General features: G+C 34.6%; 13 protein-coding genes and 1 pseudogene. 5 read left to right on the top strand and 9 right to left on the bottom strand.

What is annotated here, in order from left to right:
- The first annotated feature begins 207 nt into the window (after window positions 1-207).
- The gene (locus HMPREF9708_RS05485) at window positions 208-603 is read left to right on the top strand and encodes a helix-turn-helix domain-containing protein (protein ID WP_006309266.1); all 396 of its coding nucleotides are present in this window, start codon (window positions 208-210) and stop codon (window positions 601-603) included.
- 486 nt (window positions 604-1,089) lie between these two features.
- Here the strand turns inward: HMPREF9708_RS05485 and zupT are convergent, their stop codons facing one another.
- Window positions 1,090-1,899 (bottom strand): zinc transporter ZupT, encoded by an 810-nt coding sequence (gene zupT / locus HMPREF9708_RS05480; protein WP_006309265.1) that lies wholly within the window; start codon window positions 1,897-1,899, stop codon window positions 1,090-1,092.
- Between the two features lie 994 nt (window positions 1,900-2,893).
- On the opposite strand from zupT, the gene HMPREF9708_RS05475 reads away from it, so the two are divergent.
- The 3 genes from HMPREF9708_RS05475 to HMPREF9708_RS08185 all read left to right on the top strand — a co-directional run bounded on the left by HMPREF9708_RS05475 (window position 2,894) and on the right by HMPREF9708_RS08185 (window position 5,800).
- Window positions 2,894-3,349 carry a CopY/TcrY family copper transport repressor gene (locus HMPREF9708_RS05475; RefSeq protein WP_006309264.1) on the top strand — a complete coding sequence of 152 codons (456 nt, stop codon included), beginning with the start codon at window positions 2,894-2,896 and terminating at the stop codon, window positions 3,347-3,349.
- Between the two features lie 13 nt (window positions 3,350-3,362).
- A complete protein-coding gene (locus HMPREF9708_RS05470) occupies window positions 3,363-5,459 on the top strand; it encodes a heavy metal translocating P-type ATPase (RefSeq protein ID WP_006309261.1) in 2,097 nt (698 codons plus the stop codon).
- 212 nt (window positions 5,460-5,671) lie between these two features.
- Window positions 5,672-5,800 carry an IS3 family transposase gene (locus HMPREF9708_RS08185; RefSeq protein WP_408610323.1) on the top strand — a complete coding sequence of 43 codons (129 nt, stop codon included), beginning with the start codon at window positions 5,672-5,674 and terminating at the stop codon, window positions 5,798-5,800.
- 98 nt (window positions 5,801-5,898) lie between these two features.
- Here HMPREF9708_RS08185 and HMPREF9708_RS05465 read toward each other — a convergent pair whose 3' ends face one another.
- The 6 genes from HMPREF9708_RS05465 to HMPREF9708_RS05440 all read right to left on the bottom strand — a co-directional run bounded on the left by HMPREF9708_RS05465 (window position 5,899) and on the right by HMPREF9708_RS05440 (window position 13,900).
- Window positions 5,899-7,266: a pyridoxal phosphate-dependent decarboxylase family protein gene (locus HMPREF9708_RS05465; protein WP_006309260.1), complete on the bottom strand. Its 1,368-nt coding sequence runs from the start codon at window positions 7,264-7,266 to the stop codon at window positions 5,899-5,901.
- A gap of 308 nt (window positions 7,267-7,574) precedes the next feature.
- Window positions 7,575-8,099, bottom strand: a complete 525-nt coding sequence (locus tag HMPREF9708_RS05460) for a GNAT family N-acetyltransferase (protein ID WP_006309259.1) — start codon at window positions 8,097-8,099, stop codon at window positions 7,575-7,577.
- 405 nt (window positions 8,100-8,504) lie between these two features.
- On the bottom strand, window positions 8,505-9,653 hold the full coding sequence (locus HMPREF9708_RS05455) for a Fic family protein (protein ID WP_006309258.1): 1,149 nt from the start codon (window positions 9,651-9,653) through the stop codon (window positions 8,505-8,507).
- 1,009 nt (window positions 9,654-10,662) lie between these two features.
- A complete protein-coding gene (locus tag HMPREF9708_RS05450) occupies window positions 10,663-12,276 on the bottom strand; it encodes an ABC transporter permease (protein WP_006309257.1) in 1,614 nt (537 codons plus the stop codon).
- A gap of 25 nt (window positions 12,277-12,301) precedes the next feature.
- Window positions 12,302-13,183 carry an ABC transporter ATP-binding protein gene (locus HMPREF9708_RS05445; RefSeq protein WP_006309256.1) on the bottom strand — a complete coding sequence of 294 codons (882 nt, stop codon included), beginning with the start codon at window positions 13,181-13,183 and terminating at the stop codon, window positions 12,302-12,304.
- An 84-nt stretch (window positions 13,184-13,267) separates the two neighbouring features.
- Entirely contained in the window at window positions 13,268-13,900 is a 633-nt protein-coding gene (locus tag HMPREF9708_RS05440) for a TetR/AcrR family transcriptional regulator (protein WP_232215548.1), read from the bottom strand.
- A gap of 349 nt (window positions 13,901-14,249) precedes the next feature.
- Between HMPREF9708_RS05440 and HMPREF9708_RS08540 the strand changes: the two genes are divergently transcribed.
- Window positions 14,250-14,363 (top strand): hypothetical protein, encoded by a 114-nt coding sequence (locus HMPREF9708_RS08540; protein WP_332244885.1) that lies wholly within the window; start codon window positions 14,250-14,252, stop codon window positions 14,361-14,363.
- A gap of 222 nt (window positions 14,364-14,585) precedes the next feature.
- Here the strand turns inward: HMPREF9708_RS08540 and HMPREF9708_RS08640 are convergent.
- Window positions 14,586-14,812: pseudogene (locus tag HMPREF9708_RS08640) on the bottom strand (nucleotidyl transferase AbiEii/AbiGii toxin family protein); the annotation flags it as partial.
- Window positions 14,813-14,993: 181 nt separating this feature from the next.
- The gene (arsB, locus tag HMPREF9708_RS05435; protein ID WP_006309254.1) at window positions 14,994-16,052 is read right to left on the bottom strand and encodes an ACR3 family arsenite efflux transporter; all 1,059 of its coding nucleotides are present in this window, start codon (window positions 16,050-16,052) and stop codon (window positions 14,994-14,996) included.
- Window positions 16,053-16,148 lie beyond the last annotated feature (96 nt).

The following is a 16,148-nucleotide window of genomic DNA, read 5'->3' as shown; positions in this document are numbered from 1 at the left end:
GACATATTACTTTTACCGATTAAAAATAATAAATATTTAACTTTACTTATTAGTCCTAACTAAATTCCAACCGTTTAACCCAGGATCACATCAATCGATCACTGGTAAATTTATTAGGTGTGAATCTCCTTCACATCAAGCTTTGTGAAAGAGTGGAACACAAAACAAGCTAGCAATCTTGTAAGATAAAATCATGGAGGGGAAAACATGTTTGCGTCAAAAATTAAAGAGCTTAGACAAAACCAGAATTTAACACAGCAGGACTTAGCAGAAATTTTAAAAGTTTCGAGGAGTTCTATTTCGAAATGGGAAACTAAAGCAAGTTACCCTGACATAACAACCTTGATTCAAATTTCTGATCACTTTTCAGTTTCTCTTGATTATCTATTGAAAGGAGATATAGAAATGACAGGCCAATTAGACAAAGAAGTAAATAGGGGTCGGTTTATTTTGAAATGGTATATTGAGTTACCTTTATTTATCATTTCTTTTTTTGGGATCACTTTGATTCTCAACAATTTGTTGGGAGTAAAGTTCAATACAGTCACAGAGTTATTTACAGCCATTTTATTTTATGGTGTATATAAATATTTAGATAAGTAGCTCTGGATACAGTATCCAACCTAGAGCTATCATTACTGCAACAATGGTCATTGTTGCATTTACAATACTGAATGGAAAGCACAGTTTAAAATATTTAATGATTTTTGTTCAGCAAAAGGCTGGTAATCCATTTTAAAGACCACTTTCCTTCTCCTAATCCAAGTCAATTTTTATTAAAATGGCTTGGATTTTTTTATTATCATTTTATTGGGGGTTTTTAAACACTAAATTCCTTCGCATATTTCATAACACCTACTATCGTATCAGAAGAAGGAATAACATAATCCGTTTATCGGAATAATACCTATTTATGGTATCGGAAGACCGAATGGGTGTTATTTAGGGTATTGGGTAGCTGGCTACTTTTTGCCTGAATTTGTACTAAACAAAGGATTTTAATGTAAAGATTTATGAGAAAAGAGTTGCCACAAAACAAGTCTTTTGCAGCAACTCCTGAACGAATTATTTTAATTATTTTTTCCCCAATTAGAAGAACAGCACGATACTAAATGCGATGACCACCATTCCAAAACATAGACCATAAGTTGAGTTATGATGCCCTCCATATTTTTCAGCAGTTGGCAATAATTTATCCACAGAAATAAACACCATGATCCCTGCGACAATCGAGAAAATGAGTCCAAACATTGAAACAGATGTAAATGAACTTAAGAACAGATAGGCAACGACGCCGCCAAGTGGCTCAAATAAGCCTGATAAGAAGGCATAATAGATGGCTTTCTTCTTATTTCCTGTTGAATAATAAATCGGAATGGCCACGGTCATTCCTTCTGGAATGTTATGGATAGCGATCGCAATTGCAATGGTTAGACCAAGTTTTGGATCATGCATCGTCGCAACAAATGTGGCTAATCCTTCCGGAAAATTATGTAATGCGATTGCTAAGGCAGACTTAATGCCGGTTTTATATAATTCTTGGTCCCCAAGATGCGCTAATTCCCTCTTTTCTTTTTCGGTATAGGAATAGTATTCATGGGGGTTGTCTTTTTCTGGAACTACTTTATCAATAATCGCATTGACAAAAAAGCCAATAAAAAATCCTAAACAGGCTAGAATAAATCCATTTCTTTCTCCATAGACTTCTTGTAGAGAAGACAAGGTACTCGGAAACATGTCGACGAATGAGAGGAAAATCATGATACCGGCTGAAAAACCTAATGACAAGGATAAAAATTTAGTATTATCTAATTTAGACTTCAGCACAATTAAGCCACCTATTCCAGTTGCTAAACCTGCGATGACAGTCAATAAGACTGCTGTTATTATATTCTCCATTGTGACCTCCTCTTGTGATACTTTGTTTTCTAAATCACAAAAAATCATACTAACATATCCGACTGATTTAGTCCAAATTAAAATAATTTTCTAAGAGAAGACATTATTCAAACCTCCTCTTGAATTCTGGTTCTAGGTGAGGAACCTCTTGAAAGAGTTAATATCAAGATCTTTGGAAATATACACAAAAAAAGAACTAGGCGACTCAAGGCAGCCTAGTTTCTAAAAAGTATTCGATCTCTCTTTGGCGAAGAGCTTATATTCCTTCAAAAGGCAATCTGTATCCACTCGATTTATTTAGAGAATTTTCGCTGGCAGATTAAAAAATCAACTTGCCACCATTAAAAGTTAAAAAGCCATGTCTATTGATCTTCTATCTAAGTGACCATACGAAAATGTTGGAAGGATGATCTTACCTGACAAAACCCACTCAACCACATTTGATCATAAATCAAATCACTGATCTTTCAAGGAAAGGGATCAAGTGGATTGTCGTCGAATCTAAGACCAGAAGTCCTCAAACACTGCTTATATAAAGAGCGACTATCTCAGGCATACGGTCCGGATTAACAACGAGTAACTCAGCATGGTTTTTGTTTTAAGGAGGTGACTCCTAACCTGTGAGCCAAACGATCATGCTTCAGCTCTTTGTCAAGCCGTAACTATCAGAGAGGAAGAACTTTAGATAGAACGTTAACCTGGTGGCTAACTTATACTTGAAGTTTACAATAAAGAAAATTTTAAATTTATTACTATTTAACCTTCGAAACTGGCATAATAACCAATTTACATAAAATCACTTTTTAATTTTAGTCCTTGATTCTTAACACCCTCTCAAAGTTTTAGCCCATTAAATCCATTGGATAAAAGTACAGAATAAAAATCGGTTGTAAACCTTACATTTATTAAAAAGACTTGACATATTTCGTTTACAACAGTAGACTTAATTTGAGCATATTTGTTTACTTCTGTAAACAACGAGGAGGAAAAAAGAATGAGCACAATAGAATTTAATACTTATATCACAGATGCTGAATGGGAGGTCATGCGTGTAGTTTGGGCAAATGATCGAGTAACTAGTAAAAAAGTCATCTCCATATTGCAAGAAAAAATGGACTGGACACAATCCACTATCAAAACGATCTTAGGTCGATTAGTTGAAAAAGGCGTTCTAAAGACAGAGCAAGAAGGTAGAAAGTTTATTTATACTGCCAATATTGAAGAGAAAAAAGCCATAAGAGATTATACAGACAATATTTTTAAACGTATTTGTCGAAAAAAAGTCGGAAAAGTCATAGGAAGTATCATTGAAGATCATGTCTTAAGCTTCGATGATATAGAGCGACTAGAAGAAATATTAGAGATGAAAAAATCTTCCGCATTAGAAGAAGTGGATTGCAATTGTCTAGAAGGACAATGTGAATGTCATTTACATCAGTATGGAGAATAAGGAGGAATTTAAAATGAAGAATAACAACAAACATTCGTCCCACCGTCACCATAATCACGGCGATACGAATCACTTAAAACACAACAATAGCAAAACAGAACAACATGGAGACCATAAACATCACGATCATCATGCGGGTCATGAACACGGCGGACACGGAGGGCATGAGCATCATCATCACGGTAACTTTAAGGAACTATTCTTAAAGTCATTACCACTAGGAATCATTATTATGCTCTTATCCCCTATGGCTGGCTTCGAGCTACCATTCCAGTTTACTTTTCCATATTCTGATATTGTAGTCGCTATTTTATCTACTATTTTAATTATTTATGGTGGACGTCCATTCTATCAAGGTGCAGTTGATGAATTTAAACAAAAAGAACCTGGAATGATGGCTCTAGTTTCTTTAGGTTTAAGTGTTTCATATTTATACAGTATTTATGCTGTGATCAGTACCTACGTAACGGGTAAACACGTGATGGACTTTTTCTTTGAATTTGCCTCATTACTATTAATCATGCTATTAGGTCACTGGATTGAGATGAAAGCTATTGGAGAAGCAGGCGACGCACAAAGAGAATTGGCTAAGTTGGTACCAAAAGATGCTCATGTTGTATTAGAAGATGATTCAATTGAAACACGTCCAGTTGCTGACTTAAAGGTAGGTGATTTAATTCGTGTTCAAGCCGGAGAAAATGTGCCAGCAGACGGAACTATCGAGCGTGGCGAATCACGTTTAAATGAAGCTCTTTTAACTGGGGAATCCAAAGCAGTTAAAAAAGGTCCTGGCGATGAAGTAATCGGGGGCTCAACAAATGGAGAAGGGGTTCTTTATATTAAAGTACTTGAGACAGGCGATAAGTCCTTTATCTCTCAAGTACAGGATTTAATCAGCCAAGCTCAAAGTCAACCTTCTCGTGCAGAAAATATTGCGCAAAAGGTTGCAGGGTGGCTCTTCTATATTGCTGTTATTGTCGCGCTAATTGCTTTTGTAACATGGATGGTTATAGAAGATGTGCCAACGGCAGTTATATTTACTATCACGACATTAGTTATTGCTTGTCCGCACGCATTGGGTCTGGCTATTCCATTGGTAACCGCCCGTAGCACAAGCTTAGGAGCTAGCCGTGGCTTACTAGTAAAAGACCGCCAAGCCTTAGAAATAGCTCAAGATGCAGATGTGATGATTTTAGATAAAACAGGTACTTTAACAACTGGTGAGTTTAAAGTATTAGATGTAAAACTTCTTAATGACAAATATACAAAAGAGGAAATCACTGCCTTGTTGGCAGGTATTGAAGGAGGATCTAGCCACCCAATTGCTCAATCAATTATTAGTTTCGCTAAGCAGCAAGGTATAAGTCCAGTATCTTTTGATTCAATTGATGTGATTTCCGGTGCTGGCGTAGAAGGTAAAGCCAACGGACATAGTTACCAATTAATCAGTCAAAAAGCATACGGACGTAATTTGGATATTGATATTCCAAAAGGAGCAACTCTCAGTATATTAGTAGAAAACGATGATGCCATTGGTGCTGTAGCTTTAGGGGACGAATTAAAACCAACGAGTAAAGAGTTAATTAAAGCTCTTAAAAAGAACAATATTCAACCAATTATGGCAACAGGTGATAATGAAAAAGCAGCTCAAGGCGCGGCAGAAGAATTAGGGATTGAATATAGATCAAATCAATCGCCACAAGACAAGTATGAGTTAGTAAAAGCACTTAAAGATGAAGGAAAAAAAGTTATCATGGTAGGTGACGGTGTCAATGATGCTCCTTCTCTTGCCTTGGCAGACGTTGGTATAGCGGTCGGTGCAGGAACTCAAGTAGCGTTGGATTCAGCTGATGTCATCTTGACTCAGTCCGATCCAGGAGATATTGAATCATTCATTGAATTAGCACACAAAACAACTCGTAAAATGAAACAAAACCTCTTTTGGGGAGCCGGCTATAACTTTATAGCTATCCCTCTAGCTGCAGGAATTTTGGCTCCTATTGGTATCACATTAAGTCCTGCATTAGGAGCAATTCTAATGTCTGTATCGACAGTCATCGTCGCCATTAATGCTCTTTTATTAAGTTTAGATCCAAAAAATAACGATTAACAGATCGAATGATTGAAACTCCTTAAGGTATCAGGATACAATAGTTTTACAGGAGAAAAAGAGAGGCGGATTTTATAATCAACTTAGCCACCATAAAAAAATAAAAAAACTCCACTTATTTAAAAAAGTGTACTGACCCCCTAAAGTTGGACCGAATTATCCAACCTTAGGGGGTCATTAGTGTGATGAAACAAGAGATGTATTAATGAAAAATATATCGAAGTTATAAAGCGCTAGAAACTGCAATCACAGATTACATTCATTACTATAATGAAGAACGAATTAAAGAAAAATTGAATTGGCTAAGTCCTGTTGCCTATAGAAAAGCACAGGTGGATTAAGGATTTCTCTTTGAGTCAAAAAGAGACAAACACAAAATTGTGTTCATCTCTATGGTCCAACTATTTGGGGTCACTCTAAAGTGAAGCCTCATGTATTTCTATTTTGTTGTTTCAAGTATAATATTTATTACCTTATCTATATCAGTATTAGGATTTAAGAAGGCTAGTCTTAGAATCACTTCCCCATCTATACTGGATGGTAAACACAAGATTCTACCTTCTAATGCTAATTCATTTGACCACTTTTGATAATCTTTTAGTTCCCAAGTCTTCCTTTTAAATGCAACTACAGACAAAGTTGGTTCCATTACTAATTCTAGGTGTTCACTCTCTTTTATTGCTTGTGCACATTTCTTTGCATTGTCTAAGCATTTCTCAATCGCATCGGAATATTTTTTGCTACCGTAAGTGACTAGAGAATACCAGAGTGGAAGTCCCCTGGTTCTTCTAGATAGATGAATGGCCATATCAGATGGATTGCTTTGGCTATGGTCTACACCTTCAAGATACTCTGCGTGTTGAGAGAAAGTTTGATAAACATTTTTTGGATTTCTATATATCAAACAACAGCTATCATAGGGAGCAAACAACCATTTATGAGGATCTACAATAAATGAATCTGCATTTTCTATACCATTATATAAGTCTCTCGCACTTGGGGCTAATATTCCAGCTCCCCCATAGGCTCCGTCGATATGTAGCCATATATCATATTCTTGACAAACCTTGCTGATCGATTGAACGTCATCAATTGTTCCTGTATTGGTTGTACCAGTAGTTGCTACAACTGCAAAAACCCCTTCATTTTCATCGATTAAAGTTCTTACAGCTTCTCCAGTCATCCTTCCATTTTCATCGGTCTCAGCTACCAAAACATCGACGTCTAGGACTTTTGCTATTGTTCGAACGGATGAATGGGTATCCTTAGAAATAATTAATTTGTAGCCATCACTTGGTCTACCCTTAGGATATCTTTCTTCAGTTTTCCATTTATTCTTTGCATTTTCTCTAGCACAGGCAAGGGCAGAAAGATTACCATGAGTTCCTCCAGATACAAAAGTGCCTATAGCTTCTTCTGGCCAATTAAGATTCTCTTTAAGCCAATCAACCACTTGGTTTTCAGCGTATATAGCACCAGCACCATTTTCCCAGATTCCACCAAATACATTCGCTGCAGATACTACCTCATCAAAGGCAACAGCTGCCTTAGTTGGAGCACATGGAATATATGCAAAATTCATAGGATCATCTGATGAGCGCGTCGCCTTGTTTAGAGTCTCAAAAATATCTAAAGCTTTTTTAGGACCAATGCCATCTTCAGTTATTGTGTCTCCAACCTTATTTCTTAATTCATTAGCTGAGAGAGCAGTCGTTTTAGAATCTGATCCCGTAACTGTTCTATTCTTAGCCCAATCTAATGTTAGTTCCACTGCCTCATCTTCATAATTCCAAAATTTATTATCCATAGTTCACCTCAAAAATTAATCTTTATTTTTATAACCCTTACCAGTAAAATACATAAAAAATCAGATATGCGCAAGCACATGGTGTGAAATAATAAATCAATTTGATAGAAATCGTTTTAATATTTTAAACTATTAATGTATCTAACTAGCATACTTATATATTATCTTTAAAATATCACTATGATTACTAAAACGATATGATAACAATCAACTACGTAATAAATGCTATTATTCCATAAATTCTAAAAATAACAAACAACTTTTTTATTCGATGAATTGCAATAATTATTCGCCTCATTATATTGAGATTATTTTAAATCATCAATGAGCATCCCATAGACATAGCTGTCTGTCCATTCACCCTTATTCCAATAGTCTTTAATAAAATGAGCTTCCAGTCTCATACCAAGATTCTTACACAATTTAGCAGACGAGGTATTTCGAGCATCCAGATTTGCTTGAATTCTATGAACTTTATATTCATCAAACAGATTTTTTATGACAGCTTGAACTGATTCTTTTGCATAACCTTTCTTAGCATATTCTGGATTAAAAACAAATCCAATCTCTACTGTCTCTTTCATATCTGTGTACCAAACAGAAATATCTCCTATTACCTTCTCATTTAAGACAATAGCTAAATTGAGGGGGGAATCTTCGTTTAGTTTGTTGTTATCTAGTTTTTTACTGAATTCAATTTGTTTATTACCAGTATCCCAAGCATCTTCTAACAAATACTTACATACATCATCATTTGAGTAAATTTCATAAGTGTCGTCAAGATCATTTTTATTAAATGGACGAATATATAGGCGTTCTGTTTGTAATTCCATTTTTCTCTCCCCTTACGCTATTGCATCTAATAAATAAACGTTCTAAATTTTAGTACTCAATACCACCGCCTCAGCAGTTCGCTGTTACCGCTTCTCTTCATCGCTACCTTCCTTGATCAACGACAGCTTCTACGCTTTGCTTGGCATGTCATCTCTGTAATTCCCTTCACTCAAAGAGGTTTGAAATATTGCATAGGTCTCCGTAATGACTTTTTTCCTTACTTTAAACGACGCTACCTTCCGAATAATTTACCTGCAACTCAATTCATTCAAACAGCTACAGCACCGTAATTTTTGGGCAATTCGTACATGGGCAGGACACTCTATCCTTAATGTTAGAAACTAAATGATAAAATCTTTCAGCTCTAAAGAAAGCCCTCCACTCATTTAATTATCTTCATTAAGTTATAGAGAAGTTCCTTCAGAAAGTATATCTACATATTCCCTGTACACATATTGTCTATATCTTTGTTTTTCTTCTACCAGTTCTAATATTCCGATTTCTATTAGTGATGCAATCAGCTTATTGACTGTCGGTGTGCTGAGATCTAATAAATTTTGAATATCTTTAGCTTCCACAAATGGATGTTTTAACAAATAATCATAAATAGTTAAAAGAGAGGATACATTAGCTTTTGTAACGCTACGGATTTTTTCTGTATCTTTGGATTTTAACTGAACTATCGCTTGAATTGATTTAATTGAATCCTCTGATATTTCACACATTCCTTCTATGAAAAATTTGATCCAACCCTCAAACTCGCCCTTAAATCGCACATTGTTTAGTAATTCATAATACTTGCTTCGATTCTTTTTGAAGAAATAGCTTAGATAGAGTATCGGGTATTCAATAAGCCCTTTCTCTTGCAAATACAGGATTATTAATAGTCTTCCCATTCTTCCATTTCCATCTAAGAATGGGTGAATCGTTTCAAATTGATAATGCACTAGTGCAATTTTAATTAAGTCATCAATTCCATTCTCACCATGGATATATTTTTCTAAATCACTCAAACTTCTATCCATTTCATGGGGGGCTGGTGGTATAAAACTTGCAGTTTTTATTGTTGAACCAGAGGGACCAATCCAGTTTTGAGACTTTCTAAGTTCCCCTGGCATTTTCTCTTCACCTCTAACATTAGATAATAGGACTTTATGAGTTTCTCGGATTAACCGCATACTTAATGGTATGTCTTTTAATCTATCAAAGGCGTAATTTGTCGCCTTAATATAATTTACAATTTCTTCTGTTTCCTTCATTTTTTCATTCGCTCTATCTTTTTGAAGTACGTCAACAAGAGAGGCTTGTGTACCCTCTATTTGAGAACTTATTACAGCCTCCTTCTGTACATACATAGATACAAACAAATCAATATCTGGTAAAGTAATGGCCATTCCATCTAATCTACCCAAAAATAAATAGGCTTTTTTAATTAGCCTATTTGTGTCTTCATCAATATTTATATCAATATCTTTCAAATTATTGGGGATAAAGCATTCATAATCACTTGGCATTCTTATTAATTTTCCCGCTCTATTATTTTCTAATCGCATATAAAATTGCTCCTAAGTTAAATAATTTTTACTCATTGAAATTATATCTGTTTTAAGTTAAAAATACAACGTTTTATTTTAATTAAAATGCCTTTAAGTTTCTAAGTAAATATTTTCCCTTATTTAGATGGTTTAGAATGAGTCTTCCTTAAAATATCTTTTACCTCCAAGCCACACCCTCCAAATAAAACGAGTGCTGACGAAGTCAATCAAGTCGTTCTGTCTGCATGCAAGAATATATATACCTTTTGTTTGAGGGATCCTTTTCGAGGAAGACTTAGGGGTTACACAAGATATTTTACGCTATGTTGTACGATATAAAGTTACATCATTCAATCTATTTAGAAACAATTCCACAACGGACATGCTTTGAAGTTGGTTTTACATCGTTAAAATTAATTTTTAATGTCATTAAAGTGTTTGTCATTTTTTATAAAATGATATTTATGGAATAATTCCTTACCATTCGGAAGCTCTGCTCCTACCGTCGCAGACCAACTGTGCGTCTAAACTTAGTCTTCACTTGCGTTTGTTTCGATTAGAGGACACGGCCTTGGCAGCCGAACTCAACCAATCACTTCCTCACTTTGTTCGTCGTTCTTGGGAATTCCGTGCATGGTCGGAACGTCGATTGTCTGCGTCGCTTCGCTCCTTGATAAGTGAGACATAAGGAAGCTCTGCTCCTATCGTCGCAGACCGACTGCGCGTCTAAACTTAGTCTTCGCTTGCGCTCGACTTCGTTAAGACAGCGCATGTCTCAACATGGGACGAGTTGATAGAATTGATGTATTTATGATTTTTAGCGAAACTGTTGTATATGGGAACATAACGACTAGCTTTCTAATGGTCGCCAAAAGAATCGAAATATAATTCTAGTTTAGAATACTTCTATCCTTATCAAATATATGAAACTGTAATAATAAAATTTAATTGCTTTCATCGACTAATGTTAAAACCTACAACACAAGAATTTAAATCATTAGATTACACTATTTACTATTCAATCAATTTAAGCTCCTTCATTCATATCCCTTCTACTATACCCCAAGAAACCTATTACTATTAAAGCAATGCTAATTATAGTAACTGTAAGAAAAACTGATGCTTCAAAATCATCCATTGGCATTTGAGGCATCCAACTTTGTATAGCAGTATTTAAAAACCATTCCGGGAGGTCTATTAAGCCGCTAAAATAATTTAATAAAAAAGAGAATGTAAGATAAATATACACTATTTTACCTAGTTTCGGTGCCCATCCAAGAGCTAACGCTGCCAGACCTATAAAGAATAAAACAGTAGGGAAAAGGTTAAAGCCAGCAGCAAAAAAGTCAACTATATCCATCTCTCCGCTATTCCCCATCGCAGAGATAGCAGTACCTCCAAGACTACCTGCTGCTAATAAAACTCCTAATAATCCGCTTAATATCGATAATCCTATACTAGTCCAATATAATTGACTGCGGGTTACTTTTGTTGCATAAATCTGACTTAAGTGTAATCGTCTTTCTTCAGAAAAGAGTTTATTTACAATCGCAATTGGTAGAATGGAAACTAAACCAATCAAAACCATCATAACTGTGCCTGTGAATGATTCTTCAATAGAAAATCCTGTATGAGAAAACATTTGTTTCATCATTTCATTACTTTCTAGGAATGTCTGCATATCTCCATAAATCGAACCATAGGCAGCACCCATAACAATATATGCGATTAACCAACTAATAATGACACCTTTATTAATATTTATAAATAATCCTCGGACGGACAGCAAAGACTGCTTTGCACTTTCACGCCCTTCTCTTTGCGGTAAATATCCAGCCCCCATATCGCGGCCACCTTCAAGTGAAAAAGCTATGAACACCACTATTATACTGAAAATTAAAGCGAAAATAAGTGGAAACCAATTATTATCTGTAAAAGGAAAAGTTAAATATGTCCAGCCCAAAGGATTCATCATAGATAAGTCAACATTGGAGACATCTGTTCCAGCACGAACAATGTATAGTAATCCTACAATTCCTAATGATGATCCTGTTGCAGCCGATGACGTGGGCATAATTTGTGCCATTATTAGAGCAATCGCAGCACCAATAATCCCTGCCATTCCAATTGATGCCCCGTATAACACGGAACCAAAAATAGAAATCGTATCGGCACCGAAACTTATCATTACTCCTGCAATAAAAAGTGCTAGTATACCATTGATAAAGACTATCTCTGCTATTGCTGCAAGAGAATTTGCTTGACGACCTATTTGAAAGGAACGCAGTAGCTCAGTAAGGCCAAGATCTTCTTCTTTACGAGTATGACCTATCACGTGTAAAATAGACATTATCATCGCAAACAAACCACAAAACAACAACATTTCATGTGCATACATTGCTCCTAAGGTATAATCAGCTCCTGTTTCAACTGGAGTCGGCCCTACCATAGATATCATTGCAGGGTTTTGCAAAGTTTCGAACATTCCGACTAAACCTTGCCCTTTTGCTATTTCTTTGAAAGCTGGAACAAATCCAGCCGAAAACATGCCAAGTCCCAATACCCATATAATATTTTTTTTCCAATCTCGTTTTAAATACTGTAAAAATAATGTGTCCCAACGAGCAAATTTTTCTTTCATAATAATTTTTCCACCTTCCCACGGTTTAGCTTTCATAATGACGCATAAACAAATCTTCAAGTGTTGGCGGTATAGATTCAAACCTTGTGACACCTAATTTGCTAGCTTCAATTAAAATACTATTGAGATATTGATTATCGACAGAGAATGTTGCTTGGCTATCATTTTGAACAAAATCATGTACTCCATCTACAAAAGCCATTTTTGATACGTCTCCACTTGTCACTAAAGTGACAGTAGACCTAGTTAAATGTCGTAATTCATCAAGGGTTCCAGTTTCAACAATTTCACCTTGGCGTATAATTACAACCTTATCTGCTAATCGTTCTACCTCACTTAAAATATGGGAGGACAATAAAATAGCTTTACCAGATGCTTTAATTTTTTCAACTTCTTCTTGGAAAACTTGTTCCATTAGAGGATCAAGACCAGATGTTGGTTCATCAAAAATATATAAATCAGAATCAACAGATAATGCTGCAATCAATCCAACTTTTTGACGATTTCCTTTTGAATACCCTTTGGCTTTTTTCTTAGGGTCTAATTCAAAACGTTTAATTAAATAATCGCGCTTTTCTTTATCTCCACTACCATGTAATTTAATGAAGAGATCGATAATTTCTCCTCCCGTTAAAGATTCCCAAAGGGCAACATCTCCAGGGACATAAGAAATTCGCTTATGAATTTCAAGGCTATCCTTCCAAACATCCTTACCGAATATCTCGGCAATACCAGCATCACGTTTTATAATTCCTAATAGGGCACGAATAGTTGTAGATTTTCCAGCACCATTAGGACCAATAAACCCAACCACTTCCCCCGATTTTATCGTGAACGAAACGTCACGCAATGCTTGAAATTTACCAAACTTTTTTTGTAATCCTTGTACTTTTACTATATCGGTCATAATATAGACACACTCCTTTAAAATTTTTTTAGATAAAAATCTAAAGCTATTATATTTTCATTTCAATACACCTTTAATTTAGTTTTATTTATAAAAGCTGTATTTCAGTAATTCGGCATAAACGTTCCACTCTTCTAGATATTTCTCTCCAAATCTACCAATATCATCAAAGGTAAACAATTCCTTTAGTCCTTTCTCTCCTACACCAAACATCGTCCAATTCAAAATCTCAATTGCTTTTTCAATATCAACTCCTTCTCTGAATTTAGAGTAATCAATGTCTTTATATAATTTAATTATGGCTTGATTATAGATTGGATTGAGCCTTTGTTTAATGATATCCTTTACTTCTACAGACTCCTCTTGTTTAGTTGATGCCAAGAATTCAAATGCCTGTGGGTACTTTTGTTGAACATAGAACTTTTGTAAAGCAACTCTTTCGATTCTTTTAAATAAATCAGTTTCAGACAAATCAATTTCTTCATTTAGATTCACGATTGCTTTACTACTATACTCAATCAAGTACAAGTAAAGATCCTTTTTACTGTTAAAATAGTTAAACAGCGAGCCTTTTGAAATATTAGCTCTTTTTACAATTTCGTTAGTAGATGCTTTTTCAAAACCATTTCGAACAAATTCTTTTATAGCTGCGTTAATAATTTGCTTTTGTTTTTCTGGTTTTAAGTTATTAAATTTTGAATAAATGATCAAAACCACCTTTCTTTATAAACCGATGACCCAACTGGTCATTTAGAGTATATTAAAATTGACCGATCCAGTCAATATGAAATGAAGCAATTAAAAATAACATATACTTAAAAATAATATTCATTTACATCCATCTACATAATATGATAAAAATAAAAATTCACCTTTGTTAGATAGGTATTTTTTAAGCTTTAGCATTGCTCTTCACGTAAATTCACCTCAAAGCCTGATTATGTTTCATTTGATAAGATAGGATGTGAGATTCCTTAAACTCTTATCATCTATAATTGATAAGGAATCAATAATTTTAACAATGAATTTGAACTTTGAAAGATGGGAGTAGGTTTTTAAAGATTCTATTCTTACTGGGGCTATCGTTGATAGACTTGCTCATAGGGCCCATATTATGGATATGTCTAGGGAGAAAAGTTATCGGATGGAAGATACAGTAAAGTGGTCAAAAAATATATAAAATATATTTAAAACGCCTTTTCCCTAGGGGGAAAGGCGATGTGGATTAATTTTTTACTATATGTGGACCACTTTTCGATAATAAATGTGGACCATTTTTCGGTTGACATTTACATATTTTGATTGTTTTTTATATAATTGACATTAAAAAAAGAAGTAGAATGATTCCACTTCTCATACTTAATATTTCTTGTCTATGATTTCCCAGACAGTGTCTGTTAAATTACATCTCATTAATCTTATTTGATAAAATTGATACCACATCAATAACCTTATCAAAAGTCAAATCTCCAATATACTTATTTTCGCTGAGATATATTCCCCAAAAGGATCTTAGTTATGAATCTTCTTTTATGTCTCGATTATTTCCTTATAGTCTTTCGTTATCTCCTGACTTCCTCTTTTGTTTGAAGTTCTTTCTATTGCTTCTTTTAAAACTTCATTGTTAATCTAATAATCAATTTTATAATTACGTAAATTTCAAGTATAAGTTAGCCACCTGGCTAACTTATACTTAAAATTTACGCTTTTTTTATTTAATTGTTCTCACATCAATTGTAACGCTACAGTACAATAAAACACAAAAAGTGCAACTAATTTTATAGTCGCACTTTTTCCTAATGTTTTAACTTTATTTAGTTCTTTCAAGGCTTGGGAAGGAGCTTTTTGTATTATTAACTATCCTTACTAAAAGTAGCATTACGGGAACTTCTGTAAGAACCCCGACAGTTGATGCAAGAACAACAGGAGAATCTACACCAAATAGGGCTATGCCTACAGCCACTGAAAGTTCAAAAAAGTCAGATGCTGCTATTAAAGAACAAGGCGCTGCTATCTCATGAGGTAGTTTCCTTAATTTACTTACAAAATATGTTAGAGAGAATGAAATCACATTTTGAAGTATTAGTGGAACTGCTATTAAAGCTACATAAAGTGGGTGTTCTACTATCATATCTCCTTGGAAAGTAAATATAATAATGAGGGTAAGAAGAAGTCCTATAGTAGTTACTCCGTCAAACTTTTTAATAAAGTTATTTTCCAGGTATTCTTCTCCCTTATTTTTTATTATGAAGTATCTTGATAAAAAGCCGGCCACTAAAGGAATAAGAACAAAAAGTATTAATGACATTAAGAGAACATCTGCTGGTAGACTTATTCCCTTTAAACCTAAAAGGATCTGTACAAGTGGTACAAATAGGAAGAGTATCAAGATGTCATTTACCGATACCTGTACAAGGGTTTGCGCTGGGTCTCCATTGGTAAGACTGCTCCACACAAAGACCATGGCTGTACATGGGGCTGTACCTAAGAGTACTGCACCTATAACAAAATCATTGGCAAGATCAACAGGTATTAACTGGCTAAATACATAATGGAAGAAAAGTGTAGCCAGACCAAACATTAAAAATGGTTTGATTGCCCAGCTTGCTATTGTAGAAATAATTATACCTTGGGGATTTTTTCCTACATTTTTTAGTGAATTAAAGTCTATTTTAACCATCATAGGGTATATCATAAGCCACATTAAAACTGTTAAGATTATGTTTTGACCCTTAAATTCCATTGACTGTAAGAAAGATTGGACAGATGGCATAAATTTAGCAATAAAAATACCTGCAGCCATACAGAGCAAAACCCATATACTTAAATATCTTTCAAAAAAACTAATTTTATCGTTTGTTTCTTTCACCAATTTCACCTCTTTATTTATCTGCCTATTCTTATAATAGGTCTTTTAAATTGTCTTCTTTTAAATCCTCTGGCATCCACTCAACAAGAGCTGTGT

It is taken from the genome of Facklamia languida CCUG 37842, assembly GCF_000245795.1.
GTDB classification, from domain to species: Bacteria; Bacillota; Bacilli; order Lactobacillales; family Aerococcaceae; genus Facklamia; species Facklamia languida.
This window is presented reverse-complemented; position numbering and strand designations above follow the sequence as displayed.